Origin of the sequence: Rhodoferax sp., assembly GCF_025354435.1 — a bacterium.
Taxonomy (GTDB): Bacteria; Pseudomonadota; Gammaproteobacteria; order Burkholderiales; family Burkholderiaceae_C; genus Rhodoferax_B.
Genome location: NZ_JANXMU010000030.1, coordinates 20,199 through 34,167, shown reverse-complemented (window position 1 = coordinate 34,167; position 13,969 = coordinate 20,199). Strand labels below are relative to the sequence as shown.

Genomic DNA, 13,969 nt, shown 5'->3' with positions numbered 1-13,969 from the left:
CAGGCCCACATTGCATGGGCCGCCAGAAGCAGGGGGCTGCGGTGCGCAGCCCCCGAAAAATCAACTGACCTGGCAGATCTTCAGCATATTGGTGCCGCCGGGGGCACCCATGGGTTCGCCGCAGGTGATGGCGTACACGTCGCCGCGCTGCACGATGCCGCGCTTGGTGAGGTGGCGCTCGGCCTGTTCCAGCGCGGTATCGCGGTCGGTGCTTGCATCCATCAACAGCGGCAGCACGTTGCGGTACAACGCCATCTTGCGCTGGGTGGCCAGGCGTGGGGTGAGGGCGTAGATGGGCACGTGGATGCTGTGGCGGCTCATCCACAAGGCAGTGGAGCCGCTGTCAGTCATGGCCACAATGGCTTTGGCACCCAGATGCTGTGCGGTGAAAAGCGCGCCCATGGCGATGGACTGGTCGATGCGGCTGAAGATCTTGCCCTTGAAGTCGGCCTCTAACTCGGCGTAGTCGGCCTTTTCGGCTTCGCGGCAGATGTTGGCCATTTCCAACACGGTTTCCAGCGGGAATTTGCCAGCGGCGGTTTCGGCGCTGAGCATCACGGCATCGGTACCGTCCAACACGGCGTTGGCCACGTCGCTGACCTCGGCGCGGGTGGGCACCGGATTGGTGATCATGGACTCCATCATCTGGGTGGCGGTGATAACCACCTTGTCGCTGGCGCGGGCCATGCGGATCATGCGTTTTTGCAGGGCAGGCACGGCAGCGTTGCCGACTTCGACCGCCAGGTCACCGCGCGCCACCATGATGCCGTCGCTGGCATCCAGAATAGCTTGCAGGTGGGGGATGGCTTCGGCGCGTTCGATCTTAGCGATCATGCCGGGCTTGTGGCGGTATTCGGCCGCGGCCACGTTGCACAACTGGCGGGCCATTTCCATGTCGGTGGCGTTCTTGGGGAAGCTCACGGCCACGTAGTCGGCCTGGAAGGACATGGCGGTCTTGATGTCGTCCATGTCTTTGGAGGTCAGCGCCGGGGCGGTCAAGCCACCGCCTTTTTTGTTGATGCCCTTGTTGTTGGACAGCTCGCCGCCGAGCTTGACGATGGTGTGCACCTGTTCGCCGCGCACAAAGTCCACCGTCATGACGATCAGGCCGTCATTCAGCAGCAGCACATCGCCAGCCTTGACTTCACGTGGCAGTTCTTTGTAGTCCAGGCCCACGCCGTTGATGTCGCCGGGCTCGGTGCGGGCGGCATCCAGTACAAATTTCTGGCCCGGCTCCAGCATGACCTTGCCTTCGGCAAACTTCGAAACACGGATCTTGGGACCTTGCAGGTCGGCCATGATGGCCACTTCCACACCCGCACGTTTGGCGGCTTCGCGCACCATCATGGCCCGGTCGATATGGTCTTGTGCCTTACCATGGCTGAAATTCAGCCGCACCACGTTGACACCCGCTCGGATCAGCTGTTCCAGAATTTCCGGGGAGTTGGAAGCAGGGCCAAGAGTGGCAACAATTTTGGTGGCAAGGCGGGGCATGACAGAAGTCTCCGTTGTAATTTAGTTTCCATTTTCACACGAAAATAGTTACCAAAAGGTTACAGGACAAGCATGAAAACCCTAGTTTCACCGCTGACATCGGGCCATGGTACAAAGTTATATTGGTCCCACGCGCTGCAAATGCTTTGATCTGTGTCAGTACCGCTGCCGCGCCGCGCGCATAGCATCGCGGCAACTGATTTGCGTACCCATGCGCGGCCCCCGGTCCCGCTAGGCAATTCACCCACACGAACTTCACGTTTACCGTGTTTTGCCATGTCTTCTTCGATTGAAAACCCCGCTTCTGAACCCATCCCTGCGCCGTTGGCCCCCGGTGCGCCGCTGCCGCACCGCAAGGTGATCCGTTCCTGGCTGATTCCGCTGTCGCAGCGCACCACGTTGCGGGCGCTGCTGCTGTTGGCGCTGGATTACGTGGTGCTGGGCGCGCTGCTGAGCGGCACAGTGCTGCTGGCATCGGTGTGGGCCAAGTTGCTGTGCGGGCTGGTGGCCGGCTTTGTGGTGGGGCGCTTGTTTGTCATCGGCCACGACGGCTGCCACCAAAGCTTGACCCCGCACCGTCGCCTGAACAAATGGCTGGGGCGTATCGCGTTTTTGCCGTCGCTCACCGCCTACAGCCTGTGGGACGTGGGCCACAACGTGGTGCACCACGGCTTTACCAACCTCAAGGGGGTGGATTTTGTCTGGGCCCCGCTGACGCAAGCCGAATACGCTGCGCTGTCACCGGTGGGCAAGCTGCTGCAGCGCATCTACCGCAGCGGTTGGGGGCCGGGCCTGTACTACATGGTCGAGATCTGGGGCAAAAAGATGATGTTCCCGCCCCAGTCGCAAATGGGCAATACCAACCGTGCCATCTTTACCTGGGATTGCATTTTGGTCAGCACCTTTGCCCTGGTGTGGATGGCCGTGCTGGCCGTGGCCGCCTGGGCCACCGGCCAGTCTGTAGCGCTGCTGCTGTTGCTAGGCTTTGCGGTGCCGATGTTCTTCTGGTTCAACATGATGGGCTTTGTGATCTACGGCCACCACACGCACGTCAAGGTGTCGTGGCACGACGACCGGGCGGTGTGGCTGCGTGCCCAGCCCTTTGTGTCCACCACGGTGCACCTGACCTTTCCGCTGCAGATCGGCGCGCTGGTGCACCACATCATGGAGCACACCGCCCACCACGTGGACATGAGCATCCCGCTGTACAAGCTCAAGGCCGCGCAGGCCAAGCTGGAGGAGTTGCTGCCCGGGCGCATCGTGGTGCAGCGCTTCTCGTGGCGCTGGTACTTTGACACCGCGCGCGCCTGCAAGCTGTATGACTTCACGCGTCACTGCTGGACCGACTTCCAGGGCCATGCCACCAGCATGCCACGCCCACAAAACGCCTGAACCGGGGGCATTCTTGATCTGCCGCAAACCGGGTGCGCGCCCGGTTTGATGCGGCGCAAAGTCCGAAGACGCACGCTCTTCTGTAATCAAGGGGTGGGATGTTCCCACAACCTGATTGAACGCTGATTGAAAGAAGAGCATGCAAAAACCAATGATCGCCGCGGTCCTCTGCGCCCTGTTGTCCACCGCCGCACTGGCCCAGTCCAGCACCCCTGGCCCCTGGCTGGTACGGACCCGCGCCGTGCACCTTGGCAGCGCCAATGGCGACAGCACATCGCTGGCCCTGTCCATCAACAACAAGTGGCTGCCCGAGCTGGACATCAGCTACTTCTTCACGCCCAACATCGCCGCCGAGCTGGTGCTGACCGTGCCGCAGAAACAGACGCTGAGTGCGGGCGGCACCCCCATCGGCAGCTTCAAGCACCTGCCGCCCACCCTGACGCTGCAGTACCACGCGCCCCAGGCCGGTTTTACGCCCTACGTGGGCGCAGGCCTGAACTACACCCGCCTGAGCGCGGTGGACCTGCCCGCAGGTGTGACGGTGGACCGCAACAGCTTCGGCCCGGCATTGCAGGTGGGTGTGGATATTCCGCTGGCGCACAACCTGGTGCTGAACTTCGACCTGAAGAAGGTCTACATCCGCACCGACGTGGCGGCTGGCGGTGCCAAGCTGGGTACCTTCAAGGTGGACTCGGTGCTGTTCGGCATGGGCCTGGGCTGGAAGTTCTGATATTTTTATACTAAATTGGTACTTGGCGTAGGTGATACCTGCGCTAGTAGCTATTTATTTAATAGCAATATCAGGTTTCCGACTCCTCGGGCAGCGTGAGCCGGCCGGTGTGGTAATCGTAGCCATAGACCTCGCCGTAGCGGCCCCATTCGATGGCCACTTCCAGTACGCGCTTGGCTTCCACCGCGTCCATGAACTCTTCCAGCAACTCCAAAAAGCGCTTCTCCGACAAGGTGCCGCTGGACTCGGACTCCAGGTTGCGCCGGATGTGCGCTGCCAGGGGAACGTGGGTGAGCAGCTGCTGGCCAAAAATCTCTTGCCGGCGGGCTTGGTCGGCATCCACATAGTGGCGGCCCAGGGCGGTCAGGTGGATGTCGCCCTTGTCCACCTGGGCCAGGCCCATCAGGCCCAGCGCCTCGTAGGTGGGGAACAGCTCTTCATCGGCCAGCTCTGACTCTTCGGCCAGCTGCGGCAGATCGGCGTGGCCATCAAACGGGGGATCGGCCAGCAGCTCCAGCACCGCCTCGATGCGGCTGATGTCGGTTTCGGGCAGGCGGTAGCCCAGGTGCGCGGTGGCCGAGGCACCGGCGGTGGCCTCTTGCGTGGGGCGCTGGGTCATCAGGCCATAGACCTCGTCGATCAGTGCCCGCACTTCCACCGAGTCTGCATCGCGCGGGCGCGGCAGATCGATACTGATTTCATCGCGGATGCGGCCCGGGTCGCTGGCCAGGATGATGATGCGGTCGGCCATCATCACCGCCTCTTCGATGTTGTGCGAGACGATCAGGATGCCCTTGGTAGGGATCTGGTCACCGTCCCACAGCTCCAGCATGTCGTTGCGCAGGGTTTCGCCGGTCAGCACGTCGAGCGCCGAAAACGCTTCGTCCATCAGCAAAATGTCGGGGTTGGTGACCAGGGCGCGGGCAATGCCCACCCGCTGCTTCATGCCGCCCGACAGTTCACGCGGCAAGGCCCCGCCAAACCCGGCCAGGCCGATCATCTCCAGCACTGCGTCGGCGCGGCTTTCGCGCTCTGCGGCGGGCACACCCTGGGCTTCCAGGCCCAGCTCCACGTTTTGCTGCACCGTCAGCCACGGAAACAGCGCAAACGACTGGAACACCATGGCGATGCCCGCCACTGGGGCGTGGATCGGCCGCTGGCGGTACTCCACCTTGCCGTGGTCGGCCGGAATCAGCCCGGCCATGATGCGCAGCAGGGTGGATTTACCCGAGCCCGATTTGCCCAGCAGGGCCACAATTTCGCCATCGGCCAGGTGAAAGTCCACCGACTCCAGCACGCTGCGGGCGGTGCCGTCGGCGGCGCGGAAGGACTTGGCCACGCCTTGCAGTTCGATCAAATTCATAGGGTTCCCCAAGCTTCTCATCAACTTTCACACTAGCGGCTACGGTCTTCGGCCAGCAAATACAGCTTGCGCCAGAAGAAGCGGTTCAACAACATCACAAAAATGCACATCACGCCAATGCCCAGGCCGATGCGGTGGAAGTCCCCGGCATCGGTCATCTGCTTGATGTAGCTGCCCAGGCCGTCGGCCACCAAGGTGGTTTTGCCCCAGGTGACGTACTCGGCCACGATGCTGGCGTTCCACGAACCGCCGCTGGCGGTGATGGCCCCGGTAACGTAGCTAGGGAACACGGCAGGCAGGTACACCCGCTTCCACTTCAGCCAGCCCTTTACGCCCAGGTTGTCGGCGGCCAGGCGCAGCTCGTTCGGGATGGTGGCGGCCCCGGCCACCACGTTGAACAGGATGTACCACTGGGTGCCGAACACCATCAGCGGGCTGAGCCAGATGTTGGGGTTCAGCCGCCAGGTCACCAGCAGGTAGACCACCAGCGGAAACATCAGGTTCACCGGAAAAGCTGCCAAGAACTGCGCCACCGCCTGCACCCGCTGCGAATACGCAGGCCGCAGGCCGATCCATACCGCCACCGGCACCCAGACCAGCGAGGCCAGCGCGATCAGCAGCAGCACCCGTGTCAGCGTGATCAGGCCCAAAAACGCCACGTGCGCGGCCTCGCCCCAGCCCACCACGGTGTGCACAAACACCACCAGCCAGGCCAAGGCGGCCAAGGCGGCCAGCACCAGCACCGCATCCCACACACGTTCCCACCGTGGGTTGTCTGCCTTGGGCGGTGTGTCGCGCACGGCCGCATCGCCGCGCACGCTGAACCAGCCCAGCGCACCGCGCATCAGCGTCCAAAAATGCGCACTCAGCCCGCGCATCCAGTGGCTGCGGCCCATCCAGTCCAGCAGCCACGACTGCTGCGCCGTGTCGCCTTGCGACTCTTCAAACCGGAACTTGTCGGCCCAGGCCAGCAGGGGTCGAAAGAACAGCTGGTCGTACAACAAAATGCCCGCCAGCATGGCCGCAATTGCGTAGCCAATGGCCCAGCCGTCTTTGGCGTCAATCGCCACGGCAATGTAGGAGCCGATGCCCGGCAGCTTGATGTCCTGGTTGGCCACCGAAATCGCTTCGGCGGCCACCAGAAAGAACCAGCCGCCCGACATCGACATCATCATGTTCCACAGCAGCCCCGGCATGGCAAACGGCAGCTCTAGCCGCCAAAAGCGCTGCCAGCCGGACAGGCGAAACACCCGCGCCGCTTCGTTCAGCTCGTCGGGCACGTTGCGGATCGACTGGTACAGGCTGAACGCCATGTTCCAGGCCTGCGAGGTGAAGATGGCAAAGATGGCCGCGCATTCCACGCCCAGCAGGCTGCCCGGAAACAGCGCAATGAAGGGCGCAATCGCAATCGCCTGGAAGCCCAGAATGGGCACCGACTGCAGCACGTCCAGGATAGGAATCATGGCCTTCTCGGCCGCCCTGTATTTGGCGGCGATGGCCGCAAACACAAAGCTGAACAGCAGCGAACAGGCCAGCGCAATGAACATGCGCAGGATGGTGCGTAACAGGTAGTACGGCAGGTAGGCGGGCGAGAGCGAGATATCCAGCGTCTCGCCCATGGCAAACGGGCGGGCCATTTGCGCGGCCGCAAACGCCATGGCCAACAGAATCGCCAACACCAGCGGCAGCAGGGCAAAGTCCCACCGGTTGGGTGTTTTACCCAGCAGGCGGCTGCCCCGCGATTGGGGGTTGCGCAGCTCAAACATAAAGACTCCCTTTTGCCATGGGCGAGCCCCATGCCTGCCAACACTACCGCTTGTCGCGCGGCTCACTTTTACATTACGGGTGCGAGTGGAACACCGCTATGTGTCTACCGTGTGAATAACGGGGGCACCTGCGCGCCCCGCGCCATCAGGCCGCGCGCTTTTGCAAAATCTCGAACGCGGGCAGGGTTTTGCCTTCCAGGATTTCCAGGAAAGCGCCGCCGCCGGTCGAGATGTAGCCCACTTGTTTTTCAATGCCGTATTTGGCAATAGCGGCCAGTGTGTCTCCGCCACCCGCTATCGAAAACGCAGCACTTTCGGCAATCGCGCGGGCAATGGTTTCGGTGCCGTGGGCGAACGCGTCGAACTCGAATACGCCGACCGGGCCGTTCCAGACGATGGTGCCGGCCGACTTGAGTTGCAGCGCCAGGGCGGCGGCGGTTTGCGGGCCGATGTCCAGGATCAGGTCGTCGTCGGCCACGTCGGTGGCGGCCTTGACGGTGGCCACGGCATCGGCCGAGAACGACTTGGCGGTCACCACATCGGTGGGGATGGGCACGGCCGCGCCGCGGGCCTTCATGGCCTCAATCACGGCCTTGGCCTGGTCCACCAGGTCGGCTTCGGCCAGGCTCTTGCCGATCTTCAGGCCGGCGGCCAGCATGAAGGTGTTGGCGATGCCGCCACCGACGATCAGCTGGTCGACCTTGTCGGCCAGGCTTTTCAGGATGGTCAGCTTGGTGGAGACCTTGGAGCCCGCCACGATGGCTACCAGCGGACGCTGGGGGTGGGCCAGGGCCTTGGTGATGGCATCGATCTCGGCCGCCAGCAAAGGGCCTGCGCAGGCGACCGGGGCGTATTCGGCGATGCCGTAGGTGGTGCCTTCGGCGCGGTGGGCGGTGCCGAACGCGTCGTTCACAAAAATGTCGCACAGCGCGGCCATCTTTTTTGCCAGCTCGGGGCTGTTCTTCTTCTCGCCCACATTCACGCGGCAGTTTTCCAGCAGCACAATCTGGCCGGGGGCCACGGTGACGCCATCCACCCAGTTGGCCACCAGCGGTACTTCACGGCCCAGCAGCTCGCCCAGGCGCTTGGCCACCGGGGCCAGCGAGTCTTCGGGTTTGAACGCGCCCTCGGTGGGGCGGCCCAGGTGCGAGGTCACCATCACCGCCGCGCCAGCGTCCAGCGCCATCTGGATGCACGGCACCGAGGCACGGATGCGAGTGTCTTCGGTGATGGCACCGCTGTCGTCTTGCGGCACGTTCAGGTCCGCGCGGATGAAAACACGTTGGCCTGTGGCTTTACCCTGGGCGCACAGATCGGAGAAGCGGATGACGTTCATGGCGGTGTCTCGGTAGGTTGGTGGAGTTAACCCACCATTTTAGGAGCCCCGCTGGGCCAAAAGTTACCAGCCTAAGCCAAGATGCAGCGGCAGGTAGACGGCCATGCCCGCCACGATGGTCAGCAGCACATCGCGCCGCCAAAAGTACACCAGCACCCCGGCAGCGGCACCGAACAGCCGGGCATCCATCCAGGTGGCCAACAGGTGGCCCTGGGTCATCAGTACCTCGGGCAGCACCACGGCGGACAGGGCGGCAATGGGGGCGTACTGCAGGCCGCGCTGGGCCCAGTGCGGCAGGCTGGCGGATTTGCGGGTCAGAAAGAAGAAGCAGCGCGTCAGCACGGTGATCAGCGCCAGCCCGACGATGATGGCTACGGTTTGCCAGTGGGTCTCGCCGTTCATGCCGCCACCCTGGGGCGCAGTTTTTCAGCCGACATGCAGGCCAGTACGGCCACGGCAATCGCCACCACGATGTTGAGCTTGAACGGCAGGTTGTAGGCCACGATGGCCGCCGTGGCTGCCACCGCCGCCGACATCACCCGCAGCCGGGTGCTGGCCAGCGAACACAAAATGCCGATCAGGCACAGGATGCCCGCAAAGCCCAGGCCCCAGGTGGTGGGGATGAAGTTGGCCAGCACCACACCGGCCACGCTGATGGGCATCCAGCTTAGCCAGCAGGCGGTGTTGCTGCCCGCCAGATAGGCCTCGTGGGCGCGGTGCCCTTCGGGCGTGTCCGCCGGGTGGGCGAAGCGCCGGGTGAACATCACGTAGGTCAAATCGGTGGTCAGGTAGCCGTGGCTGATGCGCTCCAGCCAGGGCAGGTGCATCAGGTAGGGCCGCAGGTGCAGGCTGAACACCACGAAGCGCAGGTTCACGCAAAACGCGGTGGCCAGGATCACCCAGGCCGGTGCACCGGCAATCAGCAGCGGCGTGGCCGCCAGCTGGGAGCTGCCGGCAAACACGGTCAGTGTCATCAGCAGCGACTCGAACAGGCTCATGCCCGACTTGGCCATTGCCACGCCGGTCATCAGGCCCCAGGCGGCCATGCCGGGGGCTTGCGGCCACATCTCGGACGCGCCGACGCGGAATTCTGGGTGGTTGCGGTTAGCGCGCTGGAGGAACATCCGGTGCGCTTTCAAACACCATGCCGGGCTGTACATCGCAGCCGCGCAGGAAGTCGGCCACCGCCAGGCGTTTGCCACCCGGGCGCTGCACCTGGGTGATGTTTACTATGGAATTCATAGCGGATACCGCAATGTAATCATGCGCTACAGCCACTATTGATCCATAAACTGCGCCGGTGGGCGGCAGTGCGTCTGACACGCTGGCGGCCCAGACTTTCAGGCTCTCGCCCGCCAGCAGCGTGGCCGCACCGGGGAAGGGATTGAACGCGCGGATGCGGCGGACGATAGTCTCGGCGCTCTGCGTCCAGTCCATCGCGGCCTCGCGCTTTTCGATCTTGTGGGCGTAGGTGATGCCTTCGCTAGGCTGGGGCACGGGCACCAGGGTGTCCAGTTGTGCCAGGGCCTGCACCACCATCTTGCCGCCCAGCGCGGCCAGCGTGTCGTGCAGGCTGCCGGTGGTGTCGGTGGCGGCGATTGGCAGCGATTCGACCAGCAGCATGTCGCCGGTGTCTAACCCGGCATCCATCTGCATGATGGCCACGCCGGTCTCGGCATCGCCTGCTTCAATCGCCCGGTGGATGGGGGCGGCACCGCGCCAGCGCGGCAGCAGGCTGGCGTGGATGTTCAGGCAGCCCTGGCGCGGCACGTCCAGCACCCACTGCGGCAGGATCAGCCCGTAGGCCACCACCACCATCACATCGGCCTGAGCGGCTTGCAGCAGGGCCTGGGCGGCGGCGGCGTCGTCAACGTATTTGCCGTCCAGCCGCAGGCTGCGTGGCTGGGCCACAGGAATACCGTGGGTGAGTGCGTGTTGTTTGACGGGTGAGGCCTGCAGCTTCATGCCGCGACCGGCAGGGCGGTCGGGCTGGGTCAGGACCAGCACAATGTCGTGGCCCGCGGCCTGCAGTTGGGCCAGCGCGACCTGGGCAAATTCAGGTGTGCCCGCGAAGATGACGCGCATCAGCCCGCGTCCGGACGGCCCAGCGCGCGGCGGGTCTTGAGCATCTTGCTTTTGATACGGTTGCGTTTCAGGGGCGACAGGTATTCCACAAACACCTTGCCCAGCAGGTGGTCCATCTCGTGCTGGATGCACACCGCCAGCAGGCCCTCGGCCTCGACCGTGCGCGATTGGCCTGTACCGTCCAGCGCCTGCACCCGCACCTGGGTGGCGCGCTCCACGCCGTCGTATATGCCGGGTACCGACAGGCAGCCTTCTTCGTTCAGCACCCGCTCTTCGCTGGCCCAGATGATTTCGGGGTTGATCAGCACCAGCGGTTCGTTGCGTTCGTCGGACACATCGATCACCACCAGGCGCTCGTGCACGTCCACCTGCGTGGCGGCCAAGCCAATACCGTTGGCGTCGTACATGGTCTCCACCATGTCGGCGATCAACGCCTGGATGCGCGCGTCCACCGCCTGCACGGGTCGTGCTAAGGTGTGTAACTTGGGGTCTGGATATTGAAGAATGGAAAGTAAGGCCATGGAATCTCGCCGAAAGTGCTGGAACTGGGCGCGGGGCGGCCAGCTGTGTTTCGCTATTTTCGCTACTTTTAAGGCCATAGAAACCAGCGTGGGCCAATATTCGTTGCCCTGCTAGGGGCTTGGGCGCAGAATCGCGCGTAATTTGTCGTTAGTTTTCCATCGGTTTTGCGTCTATTTGCAGACAACGCCATTGCGGCACCGATGGGCATTTGTGGTGCTACCAAATATGAAATATAGAAAAGCGGGAGTGGGTTCGCATGGGGCTGTGGTAACAGCTGCCATGGCGTTGATGGCCTTGTCGGCCAGCCTGTGGGGCCCTTTGGCGCAGGCACAAGACTATCCCATCACCCCCGCGCAGCAGGCCACCGCCAGCCAGGTCGCCCAAAACGGCGTGCCCCTGAGCGCGCTGGCCCCCAACGCACCCGACCGCTACACCGTCAAATCGGGCGACACGCTCTGGGCCATTTCAGGCCTATTTTTGACCACCCCCTGGCGCTGGCCCGAACTGTGGGGCATGAACCAGCAAGAGATCCACAACCCGCACCGCATCTACCCTGGCCAGCAATTGCTGCTGGTCAAAAAAGACGGCCGCGCCATGCTGCTGGCGGGCCAGACGCAACCCAATGACGGACTGCGTACCGTGCGGTTGTCGCCCCGGACCCGCATCGAGAACCTGGGTGACAACGCACTGCCCACGTTGCAGACCAATCTGATCGAGCCCTTTTTGGCCGAACCCCTGATCGTGGACGAAAACACCCTGGCCCTGGCACCACGCATTGTGGCCACCACGGAAGACCGGATTTTGCTCAGCCGCGGTGACCGTGCCTATGTGCGCGGACCACTGGAAGCGCCCCTGCTTGACGAAAAAGGCAAGCCCTGGAACTTCCGCGTGATGCGCAAGGCCACGCCGCTGCGGGATCCGCTCACCAAGGAAGTGCTGGGTTTCGAGACCCAGTACGTCGGCAAGGTGGTGCTTGTCAAGGGTGAAAGCCGCCAGCCTTCGGGCACGCTCGACAAGAACGGCCAGCCGCTGATGGACATCGTGCCGGCCACCGTCGACATCCAGTCGATCAAGGAAGAAATCAGCGTGGGTGACCGCCTGCTGCCTGAACCCGAACGCGAACTGCTGAATTTCGTGCCGCAGGCGCCGTCGCAAAACGTCGATGCCCGCATCGTCTCGGTCTACGGCAGCACCTCTATCGCCAATGCCGCCCAGTACCAGATCGTGGTTATCAACAAGGGCACCAAAGACGGCATTGAACGGGGCCACGTGCTGTCGTTGCTGTCCGCAGGCGCGAACATCGTAGACAGCACCGACGCCGTCAAAACCCGCATCCAACTGCCGGACGAGCAAAACGGCCTGCTGATGGTGTTCCGCCCGTTCGAGCGCCTGTCTTATGGCCTGATTCTGGAAATCAAGACCGGCGTGAAGATCGGCGACCGGCTGGTTACCCCGCACTAAAACAATGGACCGGGATGAGCTGGCAGGTTGGCTGCGCCTGCTTCTGACACCCGGTGTCGGCAACGCTAGCGCACGCCGCCTGCTGGCGGCCTTTGGCTTGCCCCAGGCGGTGTTTATGCAGTCTATCGCCAGTCTGCGCGAAGTCGTCACACCCGCGCAGGCCCAAGCCCTGCAGCAAACCCCGCCCGAGCTGGACGCGCAACTGGAAGCCACCGCCCAGTGGCTGGCCGCCACCGGTGCCGCCCCGCGCAGCCTCATCACTCTGGGCGATGCCCATTACCCCGCGGCCCTATTGGCCATGGAAGACCCGCCGCTACTGCTGTATGCGCTGGGCCGTACCGACCTGTGGCAGGCTGACAGCACCCAGAGCATCGCCATCGTCGGCAGCCGCAACCCCACGCCCCAGGGCGAGGCGAATGCGCGCCAATTCGGCAAAGCCTGCGCACAGGCCGGGCTGACCGTGGTGTCGGGCCTCGCCCTGGGTGTGGACAGCGCGGCCCACCTGGGCGCGCTGGAAGGTGCTACCGGGGCGAATGACCGGCTGGCAACCATCGCCGTGGTGGGCACAGGGCTAGACCGCGTTTACCCCAAGCGCAACCTGGCTTTGGCCCACCAGATCGCCTTACACGGCCTGCTGCTGAGCGAATACCTGCTGGGCACGCCACCGCTGTCGGCCAACTTCCCAAAACGCAACCGCTTGATCGCCGGGCTGGCCCAGGGCACGCTGGTGGTCGAAGCCGCTCTGCAATCGGGCTCGCTGATCACCGCGCGGCTGGCCTCGGAGCAGGGTAAGGAGGTGTTTGCGATACCCGGTTCCATCCATTCGGCCCAGGCCCGCGGCTGCCATGCGCTGATCAAACAAGGGGCCAAACTGGTGGAAAACATCCAGGACGTGCTGGACGAGCTAAAGCTATCAAGTACTCCTAATTTAATAGCCACTCATGTAGATTCCACTTGCATCAGTGGCCAAAATGGCACTGAAAATTTATTGCTTATGGCCTTGGGCTACGACCCCGTAGGCCTGGACGCGCTGGTCGCCCGTACCGGCATTGCTGCATCGCAATTGCAAGTGCAACTACTGGAATTGGAGCTGGGTAACCAGGTGGCACGCCTGCCCGGAGGGCTTTTTCAGCGCATTGCCCACACTTGAAAAGCGTGGCCGACCCCCGCCCAGGTTCTGCGCTATATTGGGCCCATGTTTGAAGTACTCGTGTTCGTTTATGAAAACTACTGGCGGGGCGATGCCTGTCCCGAGCCGCAACAACTTGGCCGTAAATTAACGGCCGTCGGCTTCGAGGCCGATGAAATTGTGGAGGCGCTGCGCTGGCTTGACGGCCTGCACCTGGCTTCCCACAGCCCTAACTTAGCCCCGACCCTGCCGCCTATCAAGGCGATGGACTTTCCCGTCACAGACAGCCTGCGCGTCTATTCGGTGGCCGAGCAAGACCATCTGGGGGCCGAATGCCTGGGCTTTGTGAGCTTTCTGGAAACCGCCGGGGTGCTGGCCCCGGTGATGCGAGAAATCGTGCTGGACCGTGCCATGGCTGCCAGCGGTAACCCCGTCACCCTGGACGACCTGAAAATCATCATCCTGATGGTGTACTGGAGTTTCGGCGAAGAGCCCGATGCCCTGGTGCTCGACGAACTCTGCGACGACGCATCCGACAGAGTCGCCCATTGATTTAATGGCTCACCCCCAGGCTGCAGCGCTTCGCCTGGGATCGGCCCGCAGGGCGGAGACCACAACTTGCGCCAATCCCCTTGCAGGGGGCAACAGCAGCGGTCTGGCAAAGCCAGTTCCGCGCTGTTTCTGGAGTGGG

At 63.3% G+C, this 13,969-nt stretch carries 13 protein-coding genes; 5 read left to right on the top strand and 8 right to left on the bottom strand.

Annotated elements, in window-relative coordinates; genetic code table 11:
• Positions 1-60: 60 nt before the first annotated feature.
• Positions 61-1,494: a pyruvate kinase gene (gene pyk / locus Q0T48_RS07430; protein ID WP_295954527.1), complete on the bottom strand. Its 1,434-nt coding sequence runs from the start codon at positions 1,492-1,494 to the stop codon at positions 61-63.
• Positions 1,495-1,770: 276 nt separating this feature from the next.
• Between pyk and Q0T48_RS07425 the strand changes: the two genes are divergently transcribed.
• Both Q0T48_RS07425 and Q0T48_RS07420 read left to right on the top strand, forming a co-directional pair.
• Positions 1,771-2,886, top strand: coding sequence for a fatty acid desaturase (locus Q0T48_RS07425; protein ID WP_295954526.1), 1,116 nt, complete (start codon positions 1,771-1,773; stop codon positions 2,884-2,886).
• A gap of 139 nt (positions 2,887-3,025) precedes the next feature.
• Positions 3,026-3,616, top strand: a complete 591-nt coding sequence (locus Q0T48_RS07420) for an OmpW family outer membrane protein (RefSeq protein WP_295954523.1) — start codon at positions 3,026-3,028, stop codon at positions 3,614-3,616.
• A 70-nt stretch (positions 3,617-3,686) separates the two neighbouring features.
• On the opposite strand, the gene Q0T48_RS07415 is transcribed toward Q0T48_RS07420, so the two are convergent.
• The 7 genes from Q0T48_RS07415 to def all read right to left on the bottom strand — a co-directional run bounded on the left by Q0T48_RS07415 (position 3,687) and on the right by def (position 10,687).
• Positions 3,687-4,979: a nitrate/sulfonate/bicarbonate ABC transporter ATP-binding protein gene (locus tag Q0T48_RS07415; protein ID WP_295954521.1), complete on the bottom strand. Its 1,293-nt coding sequence runs from the start codon at positions 4,977-4,979 to the stop codon at positions 3,687-3,689.
• A gap of 32 nt (positions 4,980-5,011) precedes the next feature.
• Positions 5,012-6,745: an ABC transporter permease subunit gene (locus Q0T48_RS07410; RefSeq protein ID WP_295954518.1), complete on the bottom strand. Its 1,734-nt coding sequence runs from the start codon at positions 6,743-6,745 to the stop codon at positions 5,012-5,014.
• 145 nt (positions 6,746-6,890) lie between these two features.
• Positions 6,891-8,081, bottom strand: coding sequence for a phosphoglycerate kinase (locus Q0T48_RS07405; protein WP_295954516.1), 1,191 nt, complete (start codon positions 8,079-8,081; stop codon positions 6,891-6,893).
• A 63-nt stretch (positions 8,082-8,144) separates the two neighbouring features.
• On the bottom strand, positions 8,145-8,483 hold the full coding sequence (locus tag Q0T48_RS07400) for an AzlD domain-containing protein (RefSeq protein WP_295954513.1): 339 nt from the start codon (positions 8,481-8,483) through the stop codon (positions 8,145-8,147).
• Complete coding sequence (locus Q0T48_RS07395) at positions 8,480-9,205, bottom strand: AzlC family ABC transporter permease (protein WP_295954511.1); 726 nt, start codon at positions 9,203-9,205, stop codon at positions 8,480-8,482. The genes Q0T48_RS07400 and Q0T48_RS07395 overlap by 4 nt, the downstream gene beginning before the upstream one ends.
• Entirely contained in the window at positions 9,186-10,166 is a 981-nt protein-coding gene (fmt, locus tag Q0T48_RS07390; protein WP_295954508.1) for a methionyl-tRNA formyltransferase, read from the bottom strand. Before fmt ends, Q0T48_RS07395 begins: the two co-directional genes overlap by 20 nt.
• A complete protein-coding gene (def, locus tag Q0T48_RS07385; RefSeq protein WP_295954505.1) occupies positions 10,166-10,687 on the bottom strand; it encodes a peptide deformylase in 522 nt (173 codons plus the stop codon). The genes fmt and def overlap by 1 nt, the downstream gene beginning before the upstream one ends.
• A gap of 280 nt (positions 10,688-10,967) precedes the next feature.
• Between def and Q0T48_RS07380 the strand changes: the two genes are divergently transcribed.
• The 3 genes from Q0T48_RS07380 to Q0T48_RS07370 are packed head-to-tail and all read left to right on the top strand — an operon-like array spanning position 10,968 to position 13,830.
• Positions 10,968-12,149 carry a LysM peptidoglycan-binding domain-containing protein gene (locus tag Q0T48_RS07380; RefSeq protein WP_295954502.1) on the top strand — a complete coding sequence of 394 codons (1,182 nt, stop codon included), beginning with the start codon at positions 10,968-10,970 and terminating at the stop codon, positions 12,147-12,149.
• Between the two features lie 4 nt (positions 12,150-12,153).
• Entirely contained in the window at positions 12,154-13,299 is a 1,146-nt protein-coding gene (dprA, locus tag Q0T48_RS07375) for a DNA-processing protein DprA (protein ID WP_295954499.1), read from the top strand.
• Positions 13,300-13,344: 45 nt separating this feature from the next.
• Positions 13,345-13,830 (top strand): DUF494 family protein, encoded by a 486-nt coding sequence (locus Q0T48_RS07370; protein ID WP_295954497.1) that lies wholly within the window; start codon positions 13,345-13,347, stop codon positions 13,828-13,830.
• Positions 13,831-13,969: the final 139 nt, after the last annotated feature.